The following is a 22437-nucleotide window of genomic DNA, read 5'->3' on the forward strand; positions in this document are numbered from 1 at the left end:
GTTTCCACACCAAACAATTTAGTAAAATAGTCAGCCTTCAAATAGGTACTACCCCACCAAAACTCCAGAGTTCGGTACACCGTTCATTGAGCAATGCTTGCCATTAATCCAAACTGAAATTTCTTCCAAACTGTAAATATCCTGAGCCGCTAGCTCTGCTATGTCGGCTTCTGGATCATCATTCAGTGAATGTTCAATCGTTGGTCGCAGTCTAAAAGATTGAATACCCGCTCGAACCCCAGCCTCAATACCTTTCACCGTGTCATCAACATAAATACATTCGTTTGGTAAAAAGCCCATATTCATTGCGGTATACATGATCAGATCAGGCTCAGGTTTCCAACTATTAGCATCAAATGCCGAAAACACTTTGCCTTTGAAGTCATCAAGCATACCCGTCATCGCTAGTGATGATTCAACTCTCGATTTCGGGGCGTTTGAAGCGATACAAAATTCGATATCTTGTCGTTTTAGAAATTCAATCAGCTCAATAGCGCCGTCCATAGGTTTCAAATGGCGCTGGAAAAGTGCTTCGAGTTCTGAGCGGTAAAGTGGTTCAAGCGTATCAACGGATATCGACAGTCCAAGGCGTTCTTGTGTATCCATCAATATATCGGCCAACTTTCCACCCTGAAAATGGGCGTAACAGTCGTTCACGTTTAAATCAGCGCCGAAACTCGAGAATACGTTCACTAGAGCTTGGCAGCACAGTCTTTCGCTATCGATTAACGTTCCGTCACAATCAAAAATCACACACTTAGTTTGTTCCAACCGCATAGAAATTTCACTCGCCTTGAATCCAAGCTTTATCCTATAAGGTTATCTTCAGGCTCGGCATGATTGAGCTAACACTTTACCTAAACTTAGTTATTTTTCTTTGCAAAATATGCAGCTGATCACCTTATGATTCAATATGCTTAAGCATTTTCATCTAACTTAGCGATATATGAATAGTGTTTTTAGCCCGATATTTTATAAATTATAATTAGTCTCAAGCACAAATATAAACAGGTAGAATACGTCGCGTAGAAAGAATGGCGGGAGAAATGGTTTAGCTCACCCTATGATGAGCTAAAATCACGCACAGTTGGCTTGTTGAGTAGTAGCAGCTAAAGCAGCCGATTCTGAATTGGAACTATCTGGGTAAGTATCTCTGATCGCAACAAACTCTGGTAAATGGTCCAGCAATAGCTTGGCAAGCTCAGGATCAAACTGTCGACCGCACTCTCGTTCAAATAGGTCTACAACCATTTCTAACGGCCACGGCTCTTTATAGCAACGTGCGCTCAACAAGGCGTCGAAAACATCGGCTACGGCAGTAATGCGTGCAAACAAATGGATTTCATCAGCAGCCTTACCATTTGGGTATCCTTCACCATCCCATCGCTCGTGATGCTCATTGGCGATAATCGCAGCTAAGTTAGTGATGTCACCCGCTCCACTGATCAGCAAATTGTAGCCTGCCGTGGTGTGCAACTTCATCACTTCCCATTCTTCATCCGTTAGTTTACCTGGCTTGTCGAGAATCGATTCTGGCACTGAGATTTTACCTACATCGTGCATCGGACTGATGATTTCAAGCATTTCTACTTCACGGTGGCTTAAACCTCGATGTTTCGCCAAAAGTGCTGATAACTTCGCAACACGCTTTACGTGATTACCCGTTTCGCCAGATCGCGTTTCAATGGCTTCACCTAATACATGAATCATGTCTTTCTGAACGTTCAGTGTTTGCTTCTGCAAAGCGAGAATCCGTTTGTTCTTCTTGGCCAGCTCTTTCTTTTGACGCAACGTGATGAACTGCATCAAGATAATCAGGCTTAAGCCCGCAATCACCATGGTCAAGCCCATCAGCAGTTGGAAGTTCTTACGAATAAAAGAAGAAGATTCATTGATGACAACAGATTCTTCAGGTAGCGCACTATCACCGATGCCGAACTTTTTCATCGCCGGATAATTGAATACGAAACGTATGTTGTCACCCGGTACCAACGGTGAAGAGAAACCAAGCGATACGTACTTGTCTAACGCATCAACGGCTTCTTCGCCCATACTTTGTGAGTGATTAACATAACCGCCCAACACGTCACCTAAGATATTGAACTGCCATAATGCGAACACAGGAGCCGCGCTCGATACTGACAAGGTTTCAGCGATCTCTTGATAAGAGTGATAAACGCCTTGTGCGAGTTCCGTGTTGTAGTGGCTGAGCAGAACTGCATCATCAACTGAGATAGTTTTTAAGTACTGTCTCGTCTCTTCAAGGGTCTGATTTCGAATTTCAACCAAATTGATATCGGGAAAACCAACCATCACCTTTTGTACTTCTTTACGAATTAGCTCAGAAGTGACACTGTAATCATTTACAAAGTACAGGTTCTTAAGGTTTGGCCTTAACTGGGAAATCAACTCGATGTTAATGTCGATATGATCATTCTCGTGAAGCACGGTTGCTCTGTCAGTAATCGCGTACATGTCGGTACTGGTATCATTAATGCCAACCGCAACAACAGGTGTATTTCGGTCAATTAAAGAGCTGATGGATTCAAGGAAATTTGCTGCGTTATCATCGGTAACAATGACACCATCCAAGTGATAACCTGAATACTTAGCTTTAAAGTACTCGACAAGCGAGTCGTAATATTCTGGACTGTTGATACGCTTGGTATCTAGATACTCAATTGAAAGTTTAACTTCGACTTGAGATTGATTGAACGCGTTATCGATTCCCTTTTGGAAATCGGCGGTCCATTGGTAGGAAGGTCCATAGGAGTGGATAACTAGGATGTGCTTGATATCCCAGTTGTTAGCGTAAGTAGCTGTAGAAAAAGCGCTAACACACAATACAGCGATTGATATCAATAGCTTGTACATACCGGACCCTGTTTAAAAGACGGTGTATTGTACTCAGATTAACGCTTTATCAAAGGTTCTTTAGCTTTCCAACCATACTTTATGGCTAGAACCTTGATCTTGTGCCCAAAATTCGAGTAACTGTTTAGCAAACCCAATACAGTCTTGATCATGCTGGTTTACAACATCTGAGATCAGCAGTGAATCGTCAGTCGCTGTAACAATCGCACTCGCTACCACATCACCGTTCTTGGTACCTACAAATAGTTCATGTTCTTCCGATAGCATTATTTGGCTTAAGAACTCCAAAATATGCGCTCTTTCCGTTTCATCTTGATACGCGCTAGCTTGGTTAAGCGAGAATAGAACCGTCAGCTTATGAAAGTCGACTTTATGTAATTCATCTAATTGGCTAGGAGTTTGATCTTGAGGAAGAAGTTGATATGTTTTTTGAGGAAGTTTGCTTTTGTAGAGGTCTCGACCGAGAAGGCTCTCTTTTGCGGGGTACGCAATGTCGAGTTGGCTGAATAGCCATTGGTTTTTCTTATGTGCATTTTCAGGTATTTCGTTATTCATTCTATTAGTACCTACGTTTAGTATCCCCAAATATCACAGTTATTTGGAAGACATATGGTCGACTGAGGTGCCGAGCTACAAGCAGAGAGCATACAGAGCATGACCAAGGCCAACAAGTACTTTAAATGCTTCATATTTTTCATTCTCCAACAACATCCTTTAAGAACTCGGTGAAAAGCTCTACACTCGTATTCACGCTTTCAATATTCCTATAGTAAACAGAACTATATAAATAAAAAGGACTTCTTATGAAAAAAGCCTTAATAGCAGTTGGTATCATGACATTGTTGGCAGGCTGCTCAGACAATGAAGTTGGCGACGTATCTCTCGGTTTCTTTACCATGAAAGATATCAAAATGTCTTCTCTAGATGACGATAAGATCGCAGGTGTGACTTGTCATATAGCATCCATCGAAGCAAACCTTAGCCTGTCAGATCCAAGTGATAGCTCTATCTCTTGTCGTCAAACAGGTGAAATCACACCAGAAATGATTGCTCAAATAGACAAGAGCAAATCCGGCGAAGTGGTATTCAAGCAATCGAAAAGTATCTTTTTCAAAACAATGAAAGTTCGCCGCATCTACGACGCAGAGAATCAATCATTGCTCTACTTGTCTTACACCACAAAAGAAACAGAGGGTAGTTTCAAACACAGCCTTTCCACTGTTCCTCTATGGGGTACAAAGGCTTACGTTGATCCTGCTACGTTAGTCCCTACGGAATAACGAGCTTGAATCACCTGTACAGACATTGTGCAGGTGATTCAAAATGTAATAAAAATGAAAGAAACAGAAACAAAATGTGATATCATGCGGCAAAATTTTTTCACTGTATTTGTCATATGAAATTTCCTGGACAGCGTAAATCTAAGCACTACTTTCCAACTCACGCCCGTGATCCGTTGGTCAACCAAATTCAACAAACACCTAAGCTACACCGCGCAACAGTTGTCGGTATAGGTCAAACGATTGTTGATATCGAAGCCCGTGTTGACAACGAGTTCCTAGAAAAATATGAGCTGAGTAAAGGTCACTCGCTTGTATTGGAAGAAAGTAAAGCCGATGCCCTTTACGAAGAGCTAGTTGAACGTGGTTTGATTACGCATCAATACCCTGGTGATACCATTGGTAACACGCTACACAACTACTCTGTTCTTGCAGACAGCAAATCAGTTCTGCTTGGCGTTATGTCTAAGAAAATCGAAGTGGGTTCGTTCGGTTACCGCTACCTTTGCCGTACCTCTTCTCGCATGAACTTAAACCACCTACAAACAGTTGATGGTCCAATTGGTCGTTGTTACACGCTAATTACCGAAGATGGCGAACGTACGTTTGCGATCAACGAAGGACACATGAATCAACTGCTTCCTGAAAGTATTCCTGAGCAAATTTTCGAAAAAGCCTCTGCATTGGTTGTATCTTCATACCTAATGCGCGGTAAGCCTGAAGATCCAATGCCAAAAGCCGTACAAAAAGCGATTGAATATGCGAAAGCACACAATGTGCCTGTTGTACTGACGCTTGGTACTAAATACGTGATCGAAGGTAATGCTGAATGGTGGCAAGAATACCTGAAAGAAAACGTTACTATCGTCGCGATGAACGAAGACGAAGGTGAAGCATTAACGGGTGAGAAAGATCCATTACTTGCTGCGAATAAAGCGCTTGAGTGGGTTGACCTTGTTTTATGTACCGCGGGCCCTGTTGGCTTGTACATGGCAGGTTACACGGACGAACTAGCGAAACGCGAAACCACACTGCCATTATTACCGGGTAACATCCCTGAATTCAATAAATACGAATTCAGCCGTGCTATGCGTAAGCAAGATTGTGTAGACCCAGTAAAAGTATATTCTCACATTGGCCCTTACCTAGGTGGTCCTCTTGAGATTAAGAACACCAATGGCGCAGGCGATGGCGCACTTTCTGCACTGCTACACGATATGGCAGCAAACAGCTACCACTACGTAAATGTACCAAACTCAGAGAAACACGAGCACGCTTGTCTAACTTACTCGTCACTGTCTCAAATTTGTAAGTACGCAAACCGTGTAAGCTACGAGGTATTAACTCAACACTCACCTCGCCTTTCTCGTGCCCTACCGGAACGCGAAGATAGCTTAGAAGAAACATACTGGGATCGTTAATCTAGATTGAGGCACTGATTCCAACGGGTTAGTGAAGCATTCTAAGATGACCAATTCCTAAGGGGCTGCTATATGCAGCCCTTTTTCTATTGGTGAGTTATGTGAATGGCGCAACACCTAATCAAATCTAATTTTTTGTCAGATTAAGATTTGATCTCGCGCAATGACTGTTTAGATCTGTTATCTTCCAGCACATAATTCGTGTGGTTTGCCTTTACTTGGTCAAATTATACAGTACTATCGCCACGCAAACGTTTACGTAACACCTTTCGGTTCTGATATAAGGAGCAAATATGCTATCTGATATTGATATTTGTCGCTCAACTCCCCTTAAAAACATCAGTGAGATTGCCAAGCAAGCTGGCCTGAATCATGACGAACATCAACCCCTTGGGCTTTATAAGTCTAAGGTTTCTCTTACGTCACTTGAACGCCTCTCTGACCAACAAGACGGAAAATTGATCGTTGTGACTGCGATTACACCTACGCCACTCGGTGAAGGAAAAACGGTCACCTCAATTGGTCTTGCACAAGGTCTCGCAAAACTAAACCAATCTGCGATGGCGTGTATTCGTCAGCCTTCTATGGGCCCAGTATTTGGTGTCAAAGGCGGATCTGCTGGCGGTGGTTACTCTCAAGTGGCGCCAATGGAGCAGTTAAATCTCCACTTAACAGGTGATATTCATGCAGTAACAGCGGCTCATAACCTCGCCTCTGCTGCGATTGATGCTCGTTTGTATCATGAGCAACGTGAAGGGTTAGAAGCCTTTGAAGCGCGCTCTGGCTTAAAAGCATTAGATATAGACCAAAACAGAATCGTTTGGCGACGCGTGCTTGACCATAATGATCGCGCATTGCGCATGATCACGGTAGGTAAGAACGAGGCAGACAAAACAATCAACGGCTTTGAGCGCGAAGATGGCTTTGATATCTCGGCCGCTTCAGAGCTAATGGCCATTCTTGCGCTGGCTGACGACCTTCAAGACCTACGTAAGCGTATTGGTCGTGTAGTACTCGCTTATAGCCACCAAGGCATGCCATTAACCGCAGATGACTTCAACGTTGCAGGCGCAATGACTGTAACAATGAAAGATTCAATTGAACCAACATTAATGCAAACACTTGAGGGTGTACCAACGCTGATTCACGCAGGTCCGTTCGCAAACATTGCACATGGTAACTCTTCAATAATTGCCGACAAGATTGCTCTCAAACTGGGTGATTTTGTGGTGACTGAAGGCGGTTTCGGCTCCGACATGGGTTTTGAAAAAGCGTGTAACATCAAAGTTAAAGCATCGAATAAAAAACCAGATTGCGCCGTGATCGTCGCTACATTACGTGGCCTAAAAGCCAACTCAGGCTTATACGATTTAAAACCAGGCACCGCATTGCCAGAGTCAATCTTCAATGATGACCAAGACGCCCTTATCGCTGGCTTTGAGAATCTGAAATGGCACATCAACAATGTTAAGCAATACCAAGTGCCTGCCGTTGTCGCCATCAACCAATTCCCACAAGACTCGATTCAAGAGTTAAACACACTGAAACAGCTGATCACTGACTTTGATCCTAATATGACCGTTGAAATCAGCGAAGCTTTTGGTAAAGGCGGAGAAGGTGCGACGTTATTAGCTCAAGCTGTGGTCAATGCGTGTGAAAACGAGAGCGACTTTAAACCACTTTATGAATCTGAGCAGAGCTTGGAGGAAAAGCTGATGGCAGTCGCCGAGGTCGGTTACGGCGCAGCAAGTATTTCACTATCACCTTTAGCCAAGCAACAACTCGCTGAATTCAACCAACATGGATACAGCAGACTGTCGGTATGTTTGGCAAAGACACCGCTATCTATTTCAACAGAAGCACAAGTTAAAGGCGCTCCTACCCAGTTTGATGTACCGGTTAGAGAACTGAAGCTTTGTGCCGGTGCGGGGTTCATCTACGCTTTGTGTGGCAGTGTAATGACCATGCCGGGCTTACCGGATAAACCGGCGTTCATGTCATTAGATATTGATGAAAAAGGAAATATCGTTGGCCTTAGCTAAATAATGATGGCGAATTGATTTTCGATCTAACCGATATACCTGAACAGTTGCTACTTCGAGCCGTCATTTCAGAAAGGAATGGTTGCTCGATTAGCAACCTTAATTGCAAAAAGTTGCACTAAAACCATAGTTATATGCAAAGCTTGCTCTAAGTTCTGGGTAAAGATCACATTAAAAACCCCATAAAATATATAGTATTGCGCTGATTCTTTAAGGACAGTGATGAATACGAGTATAAAAAAACTAGTCAGCCAATTTCTATGTACCATTTTTGCCCTAGGACTAGTCCCTGCCCTCTATATTAATTCTGAATTTGATCGGATAGACACTCAGCACACGCTAAATATTAAGCAATCAAGTCAAAACCAAATTGAATACAGCTTCCACGAGCTTTCTGTCATCGTAGAGCAGATATCTAACTCCGTTCCCTCTATAGCAAATTCACAAACCCTTCTTCGTGCCATTGAAGAACCCTCAACGATTCACAAAGAAGCGCTGCAAGACTTGTGGGTGATGCTCGCTCGTGGGCAAAAATATTACTCACAACTTCGTTATCTCGATATTCAAGGGAATGAAGTGTTCCGCGTCAACTACAAAGACAATCAAGCCACAGTTGTTGCAGACAAGGAACTACAAAACAAATCAGCACGCAGTTACTTTGACACTCTTCAAAAACTAGAAATTGGGCAAGTCAGTTCAAATGGTATCGATCTAGAAGTCGAATACGGGGAAATAGTCCATCCGTTAATTCCGGCGCTTCGTATCATGACGCCTGTAACATCAAAAGATCGCATCATTGGTTACTTTATTGCTAACCTCAATATGCTCGAAATTTATGATCGCCTGCATTATCAAATCGGAACATCTTCTGCTGTTCCGGTACTCCTGAATAAAACAGGCCATGTCATCATGGGACCCGACCCAGAAGAATCATTTGGTCATGTTCTTGAGTCTCGTGCTGAGATCACTTACGCAAAGCGCTACCCAGAATTATGGGAAGCAATTAAAGACAACACTTCCTCTAGCTATTTTGATGGCGAAAACTGGTATTTCCACTCAGATATCAGCCCTAAGATAGATCAATTTGAAGGGCCTATTTATATGGTTCTTCACGTTAAAAACCATCAGTTCAATAGCCAGTATCAACAAGAACGCCACGCTATCATCGTACAGATCATTACCTTAACGATACTGATATCAATGATTTCTGCTGGGTTTGTGCTTTGGAATAGAAACCACAAGAAGAACAGCATCGATAGCCAACTGGCTAAGGCAGCAATGAATGGTATGTCGGCCTTAGTCATCACCGATAGAAACAACGGAATAATCAAAGTAAACCAAGAATTTACCCGCGTAAGTGGTTACAGCTTGGAAGATGTAAAAGGTCACCAACCTTCTATGTTTGCCTCTGGTCGCTACAATCAAGAATTCTACATAAAGATGTGGCGCATTATTACTAAGACCGGAGTATGGGAAGGTGAAGTGGTAAATCGCCGTAAAGACGGTTCTCTGATCACTGAAATACTGCGAATCCAAACGATTAAAGACTCAAAAGATGTAATTCAGTTTTATGTCGCGTCATTTGTCGATATCAGTAAACACAAAGAGCTCGAGAATAAACTGAGAAACCTAAGTGAAAAAGATTCGTTAGCAGGCTGTTGGAACCGTCGCAAGTTCGATCTTGAGCTGCGCGATGAATGCTCTCGTGTTAATCGTTATCCTACTCGCGAGCAGTCTTGTTTAGCTATCTTGGATATTGACTACTTCAAACGCATTAATGACCGATTTGGGCATGACTACGGTGATAGAGTCATTCAAACGGTCGCTAAAGTGCTCCAACGCGAATGTCGTGAAACCGATTTTGTTGCTCGTATTGGTGGTGAAGAGTTTGGTGTTATCCTGCCTCACACCTCAACAGAAGAAGCTGAATACGTCCTTAACAGGTTGAGAGTTGCTGTCAGTCTTGATCTCGACAACGTAGTGACTGTGAGTGGCGGGATCACCAACATCACTAGCGATCCTGCGCTTAACTACAAGTGCGCCGATTTGGCGTTATATGAGGCCAAAGCGGCAGGCCGAAACCAAGTCTGTTTATTTCTAGACAAAGAAATGAGCGAAATCGCCTAGCAAGAGTCTACATCGTCCCGCTAGGCTGTTGATCAGGCCGAGAGCCATTGACTTAGCAGCCTTATCATTCAGTAACATCACCATTTTGCAATCAGTTAGGTGCCGGGTGGAACTCCAACTTATTCCCTTCGACCACCAGAATACAATCCATGTTCGCCGCATGAGCTGCCTGCTTACCAAGATTGGTATCTTCAAACACAACACATTGCTTAGGTTGTAACCCCATACCAAAACACGCGTCCAAGAAGGTATCTGGATTTGGCTTATGATTCTTCACATCTGTTGCTGTTACTAAGATATCCAGCTTGCTCAAGATATTCGTTTTATCTAATAGCTGTTCTGCGCTTTTGCGCTGACTGCCTGTCCCTACCGCTATCTTCTTGTTGCCTAGATGTTCGATTAGAAGAGAATGCGTACAAGGGATAATATCGCCTTTGTCTTCAATCGCCGCAAACGATGCCATCTTAAACGTAGATACCGCTTGTGGGTCGAGTGACAAACCGTATTTACTGTTCACTTCACCCGCAATCTTATAACTCGGCATACCACCTAAGCTGTGCAGCCAAGATGCCTCGAAATGAAAACCGAACTCTTCAGCCGTTTGCTGCCATGCTTTTACATGTACTGGCATTGTATCGATCAACGTACCGTCCATATCAAAGATTAACCCTTCATACGCCGTTAAATCTATTTTCATCACTACTACCACTCTTTAAGAAAGTTACTGATACCATAACCAATATTCAGTATCATGACCCCATATTACCGTTCAAAATGGAAGTTTATGTTACAAATATCTAACTCTGTTTCGATTCAAGACTGGGAACTCCAGTTAACTGCGATCAGAGCACAAGGAGCCGGCGGCCAAAACGTCAATAAAGTATCGAGCGCGATACATTTACGTTTTGACATCAAGCACTCCACCCTACCTGATTTCTATAAAGAAAAACTCCTAGCGCACAAAGATAGCCGCATCACTAAAGATGGCGTGATTATCATTAAGGCGCAGCAGTATAGAACTCAAGAACAAAACCGAGATGATGCTTTGGTGCGTTTGAAAGAACTGGTCTTGGAAGCAACAAAGGTTCAAAAAGTAAGACGAGCAACTAAGCCGACGCGTGGCTCTCAAAAAAGACGTTTAGAAGGTAAGAAGCAAAGAAGTACCACTAAACAACTGCGTGGAAGAGTAGAATAATTGTTTCATGTCACCCAGTGAACACGTCACCCATGAAAACAACCGATCTAACTCTATTTATTTAGATAAAAGACGAGACCTATTAGACCAAAACGCTACGGCTGTTTTTTGACCGACAAAATCAGTTTGATCAACAACATTCTCTCTTCGCTGGTCAGTAAACGACTGACCGCTGCAACATCTTCCGCCGTGGCTTGGGTTGCACCAACAATATCAAGCACGACATCCAAATCTGTCACTTTCAAGGTTCTTGTGATAGAACGATACTGGGACATTTTAATGTCAGCTTCACCACGTTCAATACGTTGATAGGTTTTTAAACTCATTCCCGCACTTGAGGCCAATTTTTCTTGCGACAAATTGGCGAGCTTTCTGCGATCAATCAGCGCCATTATTATGGGTTCTTGTGACATAAGCTTATCCTCAATAGACAGTTATGACCTAATTTGAGCAAGAAGCAGACCATATTGACTCGTAACGGTTTACATACGCCATCAAAGGCATATTATGCGATTATTAAAAAACGTTACGTTTCATAAACTTTCACACTTTGATCGGTCATGAACGTTCAGGCTAGTAAACTTGATTACTCAAGTGTTGGGAAATAATAAAAATTGCAAATTGCGAATAACAAAGACGTCAAATTGGAAATTGCGAATCGTTATACATTGGCATTTCCTTGCATAAAGCACGCTTTAGAATCAGACAATACCCGCAGTCAAATTATCGCGGTACAGCATAGGCTACTCACCTACAAAGAAGTGTTGTTGCACGGAAATATGTTGGAAGATAAGGAATTGAAACGGGCTTTTTCTGCATTGAACCAAAGTGAGAAAAGTGTCGCGGAAGGTGGCATCAAAAGCATCAATGATGCGATAAAAGAAATGGATGAGATTCTAGAAAGGTACAGCCGAAAAGCGGTTGTAGAACTAAGTAACTAAGTGGGTAAATCACTCAACAGATAAACCTGCAGAAATAAAAAAGTCGACGCTATCCTTAGATAAAGCGTCGACTTGTTCAAAACATTGAAGTTCTAACGCACCACGGCTTTTCTAAGACCCGCGAACAACATCAGCATACCTAGCAAACCAAATGACACGCTGCCACCACTGCTACCTGAGTCTGATGAAGAACTTCTACCAGCGAGTGCAACTCGTTTTGCTTCTTTCGCGGTAAATTGAACGGTTTCAACGTTATCGATAACCCCGTTAGTTACGTCAGTTATCCAATATTTATAATCATAAATCTCTGTAAAAACTGATGTGACACCGATACCTGCCCCACAAACTCTAGGCCCAAAGCTAGTTATACCAACCTGCTCGTAAGTGACACCATTTTTCCAAAATACTGGTCCGCCTGAATCACCTTGACATGTACCACCATATAGACCGTTATCCGGCCCATTACCATTAAAACAAATTTGCTTGTCAGTAACTAAAGTACCGAATACAGCTTTGCAATTGATTGTGTCAACGTAAGTAAGATTAACTTTTTGCAGCAAAGTAGTGTTGTCTTCTCCTGATTTTGTATTACCGTGTCCTACTGCAACAAAGCTGTTATTGATATCTCGATATGTTTCAAAATCAGGAATTTGAGTTTCTGCGGATGAAGTCAAACCAAGAGATGATTCTAACTTCAAAATAGCGATATCGTTCGGCAAAAGATTGGCTTCAAGGTCTGAATAGTCACTACGATAATAAACGTCAGATACTCGAATTTTCTGGACACCGCCACTAGGGAATAAAGAGGTATCTTGTAATTGCGGAACAACTACAGTGAAAAGTTGAGCATTCTCGTCATCATAGATACAGTGAGCAGCCGTTAATACATAATAGTTATCTAAAATGGTCGCACCACAGTAAGGGCCTGTAGAGTAAACACCATCATAATCAATACGGTCAATGAACAAGCTCGCCATTGAAGGAAATTCAGTTACCGAAGCATTGCTACCATTAACGATATAAGGTGTTACGCTCACGTTAGGAGTACTTTCGATCGAGTATTCTGTCGCCATAACACTTGATGTATAGACTAATGGCGCTAAAACCCCAAAAGCGGCTTTACGAACCGGATTCATTGTATGGTTCACATTCATAGTTAACTCCTTGTAACCACTACGACCTATTTATAAAAATGATATGTGGCCACCATAACGCGGCATAACCCGAGTATAGTAAGTATTTGTAACGATATGGCCACACCTCTCATTTTATAAACGAAGTTATAAACAACTTACTCAGCTCATAACTCTAAATTTATACGTTGCGAAAAACAAAAAAGCCTACCGTTGAACCTCTCTATACAGAGAAGCAAACAGTAGGCTTTGTTTAGCTTAATAGTTTCTCTTAAAAGAGACTAGCCACGGTAGTAACGTTGAGGTACGAATGGCATTTTTTCTACTGTCATTGGTAGCTTCTTGCCACGAACGTCAGCGAATACTTCAGTACCAATTGCTGCTAGGTCTGTACGAACGTATGCCATAGAAACAGGCTTGCCAGCGTTAGGACCCGCAGTGCCACTTGTTACAACGCCAATCTTGTTGTCTTCAGCGTCAAACAGCTCTGCACCTTCACGTACTGGCGCTTTAGTTTGCCCCACTAGACCTACACGCTTACGTTGAACATCTTTCGTTGCGATTTGCTCAAGGATGATATCAGCGCCAGGGAAACCGCCTGCACGTTCACCATCAGTACGACGAACTTTTTGAATACCCCATAGAAGGCTAGCTTCTACTGGTGTTGTCGTTGTGTCTAGGTCGTGACCATATAAACATAGACCACACTCAAGACGAAGTGAGTCACGAGCGCCAAGGCCAATCCACTCTACTTCTGCCTCTGATGTTAGTTTACGAGCAAGAGCTTCTGCGTGATCGTTAGGAACAGAGATCTCGTAGCCATCTTCCCCCGTGTAACCACTGCGGCTCACGATGCATTCAACGCCATCGATATCGACTTTTTGAACGTCCATGAACAACATGTCTGCAACGCTAGGTTGGAAGCGAGCGAGAACTTCAGACGCTTTAGGGCCTTGAAGGGCTAATAGAGCGCGGTCATCAATCACTTCCATCTCTACGTCAGCTGGTAGGTGTGCTGTAAGGTGGTCGATATCTTGTGTCTTGCAAGCTGCGTTCACAACAACAAATAGGTGATCGCCTAGGTTAGCTACCATCAAGTCATCCATGATGCCGCCCTGCTCATTAGTAAAGAACGCGTAACGCTGTTTACCAGAAGGAAGGTCAATAATATCTACAGGAACCAAAGATTCTAAGACAGCAGCTGCGTTTGCACCATGTAGACGAAGTTGCCCCATGTGAGAAACATCAAAAAGACCAGCAGCATCACGAGTATGTAAATGCTCTTTCTTTACACCAAGTGGGTACTGGACTGGCATATCGTAGCCAGCGAAAGGAACCATCTTTGCGCCCTCTTCAACGTGAAGTGCATGCAGTGGTGTTGTTAGTAGGTCTTGATTAGCGTGTTCTTGAGTCATTTTCTTCTCCATGAAGCGTTGCAGGCTTTCCAAATCGAGTCTGCCGCTTATATCTCTATTTAGAGTCGCTTCTAACGATAAGTTTCATCATTAGTCACCTCAGCGTATTCGCGTCAGTAACTTTGGCGTCTTAACCTTAGAAACAGTAGATAGTAAAAAGTGATGTCTTTTATATAGGCTTATATCGTTAGCTTGATAAATCAGGTTAGCTGTACAAAAGCTCTACAAGTCACTTTCTAAGAATTCACTTCAGTAAACTTCAATCAACATGAGTAAACCGTGTTCACTATAATAAACAAGCCTGCGTCAGTTTTACACCCTTAACAATAGTCAAACAGCTCAAAATGTGACATTTAACAATTTAAAAACAATTCTTCGATACATACAAAAACGCGATATTGATGATTATCACACCAATATCGCGTCTAATGCTTAACGTTCGAAACAAAAGCAAACGTTTGTATTCACTATAAGAAATTCTAAGATTGTTAATTTATTTTGCAGTCACCCACAAAATGAGCGCGTCTTCTGCACTGGTCGAGATAAGCATATGACCCATATTGGCATCGTAATACATGCTATCACCTTCACTCATAGGAACGGGTTCGTAAAATTCTGAGTAGAACATCACATCGCCAGAGATGATCATTAGGAATTCTTCCCCGTCGTGGCGAACCCAATCGTTATACTCTTCAAAAGTACGCGCTCTCACGCGGCTCTTAAACGGCATCATCTTCTTATTAGAAAGCTCTGTGGCAAGTAACTCATGCTCATAAGTCGGTGTTGGGTGTGGTTTACCTTGGCCAGCCTTGGTTAAGTCACGACGTCCTGTTGCAACTTTTTTCCTTGGTGGTTCAAAGAGTTGAGGCATATCAATTTGCAAACCCATCGCCAGTTTTTGCATAGCCTGAAAGGTTGGCGAGATTTGTTCGTTCTCAATTTTGCTGAGCGTAGAACGCGCTAAACCTGTTCTTTGACTTGCTTCTTCTAGCGTAATCCCAAGCTTGCCGCGGATATCTTTAATGCGCTGGCCAAGCCTAAGTGGTTCAATATTCTGGTCTAACGTTTCCTTCGCCAACGTTAAAGATGGGTACTCATCATAAATGTCTTCTGACATAGGTCCCTCATTAATTTCTTGCTTCCTGTCTATTAATTTCATTGTTGCATGAAGCGCTTTGTTGATTAAAGAGCACACACAGAAATAAAGCGTGCTCCCCGTAGCAAAACAAGAAAAGTCGTTTCCTATTGGAAATTTTTGTTGAAAATTGATTTTATCGGAGCTATGTTATCGACTTGTTAGATGAAGAGATGCTGCTTCAGCTTGCAGCAAATGATAGATTTAACATTTGTAAGAGCTGTTTTTTACCCGAACTTTTGGGAAACAATTCGTGCTGCATTGCCCCTACAACGATCGCTTAGACGCTGTAATAGTATATTTATAACGCAATTCACGTTTATCTATACCTATATAGCGCAAACGATACCGATGCAGAAATCAACTTAAGACCTAATGGACTATAAAAACAATCACCATTAGCTTAATGAAAGGTCTCGACAATGAACGCTTACCAAAACCATAGCTTAGACAGTTTTTTCACTACGAACTTATCTGGTACTGATGACGCAGTATTTGCTGGAATCCAAGCAGAGAACACTCGTCAAAACGAACAAATCGAACTTATTGCTTCTGAGAACATCGTTTCTAAAGCAGTAATGCAAGCTCAAGGCACTTGCCTAACCAACAAATACGCTGAAGGCTACCCAGGCCGTCGCTACTACGGTGGTTGTGAGCACGTAGATACCGTTGAAGCTATCGCGATTGAACGAGCTAAGCAGCTGTTCAAATGTGAATACGTAAACGTACAGCCTCACTCTGGCGCTCAAGCAAACGGCGCAGTTAAACTTGCCCTACTTCAACCTGGCGACACGATCCTAGGTATGTCCCTTGACGCTGGTGGCCACCTTACACACGGTGCGCGCCCTGCAATGTCAGGTAAGTGGTTCAATGCAGTTCAATACGGCGTAGACCGCGACACTCTTGAAATCGATTACGAAGCGGTTCGCGCTTTAGCAATCGAAAGCCAACCTAAAATGATTATTGCTGGTGGTAGTGCTATCCCACGCGTTATTGATTTCGCTAAGTTCCGTGAAATCGCTGACGAAGTTGGCGCTATCCTAATGGTCGATATGGCACACATCGCGGGCCTTATCGCGACAGGTGCTCACCCTAGCCCACTACCACACGCACACGTTGTTACAACAACAACGCACAAAACACTTCGTGGCCCACGCGGCGGTATGATTCTTACGAACCACGAAGACATCAACAAAAAGATCAACTCTGCTGTGTTCCCTGGCCTTCAAGGCGGCCCACTAATGCACGTTATCGCGGCTAAAGCAGTGGCGTTTGGCGAAGCACTTGGCCCAGAATTTAATACTTATATTGATTCAGTGATCGACAACGCAAAAGTTCTTGCTGAAGTGTTGCAAACTCGCGGTTGTGACATTGTGACTGGCGGAACAGACACGCACCTAATGTTGGTTGACCTTCGTCCTAAGGGCTTGAAAGGTAACGTAACTGAAGAAGCATTAGAGCGTGCAGGGATCACATGTAACAAAAATGGCATACCATTCGACACAGAGAAGCCTATGATTACTTCGGGTATTCGTTTAGGTACGCCAGCTGGAACCAGTCGTGGTTTTGGCACTGAAGAATTCAAACTTATCGGTGAATGGATCGGCGATGTACTTGATGGCTTAGTTGAAAGCCCTGAAGGCAACGCTGAAGTTGAGCAACGTGTTCGCAAGCAAGTTAAAGAGCTTTGCAAACGCTTCCCTCTTTATCGTTAAACCGTTTTTAAGATTTAAATTAAAACCTCATAAATTTTTGGAGAATAAGCAATGGACAATACACTAAAGTTTGCAGACAGCCACGAGTGGGTAAAAGACAACGGTGACGGTACTGTAACTATCGGTATTTCTGAGCACGCTCAAGAGATGCTAGGTGACGTTGTGTTTGTTGACCTGCCTGACACTGGAGACGAAATCGAAGCTGGCGAAAGCTTCTCTCTAGTTGAATCAGTGAAAGCAGCTTCTGATATCTACGCACCAATCTCTGGCGAAATCGTAGAAATCAACGAAGAATTAGAAGATAGCCCAGAGTTAATTAACGAAGAATCTTATGAAGGTGGTTGGATTGTTAAAGTGAAGATGTCTGATGCATCTGAACTAAACAACCTTAAAGATGCGGAAGAATACCTAAGCTCTATCGAAGAAGACTAATAGGTTCCTCATTACAATAAAGCTGCTCTTTGGAGCAGCTTAATTTTAGGGGCTAGCTCACGGCTCCAAAGAGAAAGTAGAACATATCATGACTGAATTACTTCAAAGCCAATTACTAAAAGACTTGGGTACTCAAAACGAGTTTGTTGCTCGTCATAACGGCCCTAATAAAGCAGACCAGCAGAAAATGCTTGAAGCGATCAACGCGACTAGCTTGGACGCACTGATCGACGAAACGGTTCCTGCACAAATCCGTCTTGAAAAACCAATGACACTTGCTGCGCCACTGAGCGAAATGGACATGCTGACCTCTCTTAAAGAGATCGCTAACCTAAACCAAGTAAAACGTACCTTCATTGGCCAAGGCTACTACAACACATTCACTCCAAACGTTATTCTACGTAACGTTTTAGAGAACCCAGGCTGGTACACAGCTTACACACCATACCAACCAGAGATTTCTCAAGGTCGCCTTGAAGCTCTACTCAATTACCAACAAATGGTAATGGACCTAACCGGTATGGAAATCGCGAACGCATCCCTTCTTGATGAAGCGACAGCGGCTGGCGAAGCAATGACACTGTGTAAGCGTGCTGGCAAAAGCAAGAGCAAAGTATTCTTCGTTGCTGACGATGTTCACCCTCAAACACTAGAAGTTGTTAAAACTCGTGCTGAGTACATCGGTTTTGAAGTAATGGTTGGTGCTCTTGAAACACTTCCAGAGCAAGACGTATTTGGTGCGCTTCTTCAATACCCTAGTACAACGGGTGAAGTTCGTGACCTAACAGACATCATTACGAAAGCTCAAGCTAACAAAACACTCGTTACAGTTGCTACTGACCTACTTGCTTCTGCTCTACTTAAGCCTGCTGGCGAAATGGGCGCGGACGTAGTCATCGGTTCAGCGCAACGTTTCGGTGTTCCTATGGGTTACGGCGGTCCACACGCTGCATTCATGGGTACTCGTGAAAAGCATAAGCGTACAATGCCAGGTCGTGTCATCGGCGTATCTATCGATACTCACGGTAACCAAGCGCTACGTATGGCAATGCAAACTCGTGAGCAACACATCCGCCGCGAGAAAGCGACATCGAACATCTGTACAGCTCAAGCACTTCTAGCAAACATGGCGTCTTTCTACGCGGTTTACCACGGAGCAGAAGGCTTACGTACTATTGCTCGTCGTACACACCACATGACAGCTATTCTAGCGGCTGGCCTGACTAAATCGGGTTACGAGCTAACGAACAACAGCTTCTTCGATACCATCACGATCAACTCTGAAGAGAAGACAGATGCACTGTACGCGAAAGCGCAAGCAGCAGACATCAACCTTCGCCTTCTTAAGGGTAAGATCGGTATCAGCTTAGATGAAACAACAACGATCGACGACGTAAACTCACTGTTTGCAATCTTCGACGTGAAAGAAGACGTTCAAGCACTATCTTCTGACATTGCATCAAACGAGTTTGCAGCAATTCCAGAAAACTGCCGTCGTGAATCAGAGTTCCTAACTCACCCAGTATTCAATACGCACCACAGCGAAACGCAAATGATGCGTTACCTAAAACAGCTTGAGAACAAAGACTTCTCACTAACGCACGGCATGATCCCACTGGGTAGCTGTACGATGAAGCTGAACGCTGCTGCAGAGATGATTCCAGTAACCTGGCCTGAGTTTGGTTCCATTCACCCATTCGCACCTCTAGAGCAAGCGGCTGGTTACACAGCACTAGCAAAAGATCTTAAAGAGAAGCTATGTGAAATCACCGGTTACGACGATTTCTCACTACAGCCTAACTCTGGTGCATCTGGCGAATACGCAGGTCTAATCGCTATTCAACGCTACCACGCAAGCCGCGGTGAAGCTCACCGTAACGTTTGTCTGATTCCAAGCTCTGCGCACGGTACTAACCCTGCAACGGCATCAATGGTTTCAATGAAGGTCGTGGTTGTTAAGTGTGATGAAGATGGCAACATCGACATGACAGACCTAGCAGCGAAAATCGAGAAGCACAAAGAAAACCTATCAAGCATCATGATCACTTACCCTTCTACGCACGGCGTATACGAAGAGCAAGTGAAAGAAGTGTGTGAACAAGTACACGCAGCGGGCGGTCAGGTTTACCTAGACGGCGCGAACATGAACGCTCAAGTAGGCCTAACTTCACCTGGCTTCATCGGTTCAGACGTATCTCACTTGAACCTACACAAAACATTCTGTATCCCACACGGTGGTGGCGGTCCGGGTATGGGTCCTATCGGCGTTAAATCGCACCTAGCTCCTTTCCTACCAGGTCACATCGAAAACGGTGTACAAGGTTCTGACTACGCGGTATCAGCGGCAGATCTAGGTAGTGCTTCAATCCTACCTATCTCTTGGGCTTACATCGCAATGATGGGTGAACCAGGCCTAACAGACGCGACTAAAGTGGCGATTCTGAACGCCAACTACGTGATGGAGAAACTACGTCCTCACTACCCTGTTCTTTACCGTGGCACTAACGGTCGCGTAGCGCACGAATGTATTATCGACATTCGTCCACTTAAAGAAGAGACAGGTATCAGCGAAGAAGATATTGCTAAGCGTCTAATGGACTTCGGTTTCCACGCGCCTACTATGTCTTTCCCAGTAGCTGGCACACTAATGGTAGAGCCAACTGAATCAGAAGATTTAGAAGAGCTAGACCGTTTCTGTGAAGCCATGATAGCAATTCGTCACGAAATGGCAGCAGTGAAAGCCGGTGAATGGCCACTAGACAACAACCCTCTAGTGAACGCACCACACACACAAGTTGACATTTCAGGCGCAGAATGGGATCGCCCTTACTCTCGCGAACTGGCTTGCTTCCCATCGAAAGCAACGAAGAACTCGAAGTACTGGCCAACAGTTAACCGTGTAGACAACGTATACGGCGACCGTAACCTAATCTGTTCTTGCCCAAGCATCGACAACTACGAAGACTAATTTTTGTAGATTTTAGATAAACAAAAGCGAACCACTCGGTTCGCTTTTTTGCTTTCTTACTTTATTTTTAGATTCAAGATTCTGTGCTAATAAAGCATTGACCTTACCGTAAGGGAAAGGTTTAGAGTAAAGTGAAACCAACGATGAACTGTAAACGCCCCATGAACCCACGGGGCGATATTGTTAATGTTTGAAGTTCCAAGGTAGGAGTGCATCGATATCTGGCTCTGCTTTTGCCAGCTCTTTCATGCACTTGACCATGTAGTCGTAAAGGATAAGGCCGTTGGCTTTTGCAGTTTCGACGATACTGTAAAGCATCGCACTCGCGTCAGCACCATTTGCTGTGTTCGAGAACAACCAGTTCTTCCTGCCAATGACCAGCGGTTTAATTGCACGTTCAGCGCGGTTATTGTCTATCGATAAGTGACCGCCATCGACATAGCGGATGAGCTTCGGCCATTGGCCGAGCGTGTATTTTATCGCTTTACCTAATGGGCTAGAGCCTATCACCTTCTGGATTGTCATCCATTCGTAAAGCTCATCCAGTATCGGCTTGGAATACGCTTGACGCTCTGCTTTCCGTTTTTCGACAGGCGCACCTTTTAAGCGTGATTCTATTCCGTAGAGTTTTTGGATTTTAGCCAGCGCCTTATCAGCCTTCCCCGACTTACCTTTCCCTTGAAGCTTCTTAGCATCCATGAACTTACGACGAGCATGCGCTAAGCACCCCACATTAGTGACTTGATGTAGACCATCATAAGCCGCGTAGCCATCGCTTTGTAGATAACCGTTGTAGTCGCCTAAAAAGGCAATAGGGCACGACCTCGCGCGACTGTTTTGATAGTCGTACAAGACGATATTTTTCACATTCGGTAATGCCGCTTCGGGCGAGTCAGCGCCTGAGCAGTAGAGCCACATGTAACACTTCTTCTCTTCCTTGAGCACATTGAGTGGCGTTTCATCCGCCTGCACCACCACTTGTTGAAGTAGGTGCTCTTTCAAGGCCATATACAGCGGGGCGAACTTCTCACTGACTTGGATAACCCACCTAGCCATGGGAGTGCGTGATAGCTCGATACCCGACTGGGTAAACAGCGATTCTTGGCGGTAAAGTGGCATTGCGTATTGGTATTTGCCAAGAATGATATTGGCCAGCAAGCTTTCTGTGGCGAAGCTTTTAGGTATGAGGCTCTGAGGGGATGGCTTCTGAACGATACGGCTACTGTCGCCTGCTTTTTCGCACTGGCGGCAAGCGTACTTAGGGCGAACATATTCCAGCACCTTGAGTACAGCAGGCGTGAACTCTAGCTTCTCGCTGCGGTCTTCACCGATTCTATGCAGGTTATGATTGCAGCAAGCGCACTGCTTTTCATGGTCGTCTACATCGAGTTCGATAACCTCACGAGGCAAAGTCTTAGGTAGAGGTTTACGTTTACCACGCTTTTTCGTTGTGGTCGTCGTTGTCACCTCAACCTCGTCTTCTTTAACGGCTTCACATTCCGCTTCGTTGAAGAGGTCACCTTGTGATTCATCGTAAGGCTTTAACGCCTCCGAGCGTTTAGCGAACTGGCGGTCGAAGGCGAGTTTGAGTTGTTCAAGCAGCGATTGGCGCTCTTGTTTCCACTCATTTTTCTCCGATATCAGAGCGGCTACCATCGCTTGTAGCTCGGCAATATCTTGACTTTCTGGGTTGATATTTGGCGTCTTTTCCATGGCATTTATTATACTAAAATCGTGCCGTTAACGCTTGGTGAATAAG

The 22437-nt window shown here is 43.9% G+C and carries 18 protein-coding genes; 9 read left to right on the forward strand and 9 right to left on the reverse strand.

Annotation, left to right across the window (positions count from 1 at the left end; genetic code table 11):
* Positions 1-48 precede the first annotated feature (48 nt).
* The 3 genes from ED652_RS15000 to ED652_RS15010 all read right to left on the reverse strand — a co-directional run bounded on the left by ED652_RS15000 (position 49) and on the right by ED652_RS15010 (position 3429).
* A complete protein-coding gene (locus ED652_RS15000; protein WP_122055332.1) occupies positions 49-777 on the reverse strand; it encodes an HAD-IA family hydrolase in 729 nt (242 codons plus the stop codon).
* 300 nt (positions 778-1077) lie between these two features.
* The gene (locus tag ED652_RS15005) at positions 1078-2874 is read right to left on the reverse strand and encodes an HD domain-containing phosphohydrolase (protein ID WP_122055333.1); all 1797 of its coding nucleotides are present in this window, start codon (positions 2872-2874) and stop codon (positions 1078-1080) included.
* A 60-nt stretch (positions 2875-2934) separates the two neighbouring features.
* The gene (locus tag ED652_RS15010; protein ID WP_029223677.1) at positions 2935-3429 is read right to left on the reverse strand and encodes a hypothetical protein; all 495 of its coding nucleotides are present in this window, start codon (positions 3427-3429) and stop codon (positions 2935-2937) included.
* 248 nt (positions 3430-3677) lie between these two features.
* Here ED652_RS15010 and ED652_RS15015 point away from each other — a divergent pair, with 248 nt between their 5' ends.
* From ED652_RS15015 to ED652_RS15030, 4 genes are all read left to right on the forward strand, one after another.
* Positions 3678-4154 carry a CreA family protein gene (locus ED652_RS15015; protein WP_017111959.1) on the forward strand — a complete coding sequence of 159 codons (477 nt, stop codon included), beginning with the start codon at positions 3678-3680 and terminating at the stop codon, positions 4152-4154.
* 116 nt (positions 4155-4270) lie between these two features.
* Entirely contained in the window at positions 4271-5575 is a 1305-nt protein-coding gene (locus tag ED652_RS15020) for an inosine/guanosine kinase (protein WP_122055334.1), read from the forward strand.
* A gap of 293 nt (positions 5576-5868) precedes the next feature.
* Positions 5869-7617, forward strand: coding sequence for a formate--tetrahydrofolate ligase (locus ED652_RS15025; protein ID WP_122055335.1), 1749 nt, complete (start codon positions 5869-5871; stop codon positions 7615-7617).
* A gap of 222 nt (positions 7618-7839) precedes the next feature.
* Positions 7840-9744, forward strand: coding sequence for a diguanylate cyclase (locus ED652_RS15030; protein WP_122055336.1), 1905 nt, complete (start codon positions 7840-7842; stop codon positions 9742-9744).
* Positions 9745-9835: 91 nt separating this feature from the next.
* On the opposite strand, the gene ED652_RS15035 is transcribed toward ED652_RS15030, so the two are convergent.
* Positions 9836-10441, reverse strand: a complete 606-nt coding sequence (locus ED652_RS15035) for a beta-phosphoglucomutase family hydrolase (protein WP_122055337.1) — start codon at positions 10439-10441, stop codon at positions 9836-9838.
* 87 nt (positions 10442-10528) lie between these two features.
* On the opposite strand from ED652_RS15035, the gene arfB reads away from it, so the two are divergent.
* On the forward strand, positions 10529-10939 hold the full coding sequence (gene arfB, locus ED652_RS15040) for an alternative ribosome rescue aminoacyl-tRNA hydrolase ArfB (RefSeq protein WP_122055338.1): 411 nt from the start codon (positions 10529-10531) through the stop codon (positions 10937-10939).
* Between the two features lie 95 nt (positions 10940-11034).
* On the opposite strand, the gene ED652_RS15045 is transcribed toward arfB, so the two are convergent.
* Positions 11035-11352: a helix-turn-helix transcriptional regulator gene (locus ED652_RS15045; protein WP_122055339.1), complete on the reverse strand. Its 318-nt coding sequence runs from the start codon at positions 11350-11352 to the stop codon at positions 11035-11037.
* Positions 11353-11553: 201 nt separating this feature from the next.
* Here ED652_RS15045 and ED652_RS15050 point away from each other — a divergent pair, with 201 nt between their 5' ends.
* Entirely contained in the window at positions 11554-11880 is a 327-nt protein-coding gene (locus ED652_RS15050; RefSeq protein WP_122055340.1) for a hypothetical protein, read from the forward strand.
* Between the two features lie 92 nt (positions 11881-11972).
* Here the strand turns inward: ED652_RS15050 and ED652_RS15055 are convergent, their stop codons facing one another.
* The 3 genes from ED652_RS15055 to ED652_RS15065 all read right to left on the reverse strand — a co-directional run bounded on the left by ED652_RS15055 (position 11973) and on the right by ED652_RS15065 (position 15545).
* The gene (locus ED652_RS15055) at positions 11973-13034 is read right to left on the reverse strand and encodes a trypsin-like serine protease (RefSeq protein WP_122055341.1); all 1062 of its coding nucleotides are present in this window, start codon (positions 13032-13034) and stop codon (positions 11973-11975) included.
* A gap of 260 nt (positions 13035-13294) precedes the next feature.
* Positions 13295-14428 (reverse strand): glycine cleavage system aminomethyltransferase GcvT, encoded by a 1134-nt coding sequence (gene gcvT, locus ED652_RS15060; protein ID WP_029223675.1) that lies wholly within the window; start codon positions 14426-14428, stop codon positions 13295-13297.
* Between the two features lie 493 nt (positions 14429-14921).
* Positions 14922-15545: a helix-turn-helix domain-containing protein gene (locus tag ED652_RS15065; protein WP_017105927.1), complete on the reverse strand. Its 624-nt coding sequence runs from the start codon at positions 15543-15545 to the stop codon at positions 14922-14924.
* A gap of 440 nt (positions 15546-15985) precedes the next feature.
* Here ED652_RS15065 and ED652_RS15070 point away from each other — a divergent pair, with 440 nt between their 5' ends.
* The 3 genes from ED652_RS15070 to gcvP all read left to right on the forward strand — a co-directional run bounded on the left by ED652_RS15070 (position 15986) and on the right by gcvP (position 20678).
* On the forward strand, positions 15986-17278 hold the full coding sequence (locus tag ED652_RS15070) for a serine hydroxymethyltransferase (protein WP_054546921.1): 1293 nt from the start codon (positions 15986-15988) through the stop codon (positions 17276-17278).
* A gap of 51 nt (positions 17279-17329) precedes the next feature.
* Positions 17330-17710, forward strand: coding sequence for a glycine cleavage system protein GcvH (gene gcvH, locus ED652_RS15075; RefSeq protein ID WP_004730871.1), 381 nt, complete (start codon positions 17330-17332; stop codon positions 17708-17710).
* Positions 17711-17798: 88 nt separating this feature from the next.
* On the forward strand, positions 17799-20678 hold the full coding sequence (gene gcvP, locus ED652_RS15080) for an aminomethyl-transferring glycine dehydrogenase (protein WP_122055342.1): 2880 nt from the start codon (positions 17799-17801) through the stop codon (positions 20676-20678).
* A 183-nt stretch (positions 20679-20861) separates the two neighbouring features.
* Here the strand turns inward: gcvP and ED652_RS15085 are convergent, their stop codons facing one another.
* Positions 20862-22391 (reverse strand): IS66 family transposase, encoded by a 1530-nt coding sequence (locus tag ED652_RS15085; RefSeq protein ID WP_122055343.1) that lies wholly within the window; start codon positions 22389-22391, stop codon positions 20862-20864.
* Positions 22392-22437: the final 46 nt, after the last annotated feature.

The organism is Vibrio sp. Evd11, assembly GCF_900382755.1.
GTDB classification, from domain to species: Bacteria; Pseudomonadota; Gammaproteobacteria; order Enterobacterales; family Vibrionaceae; genus Vibrio; species Vibrio lentus.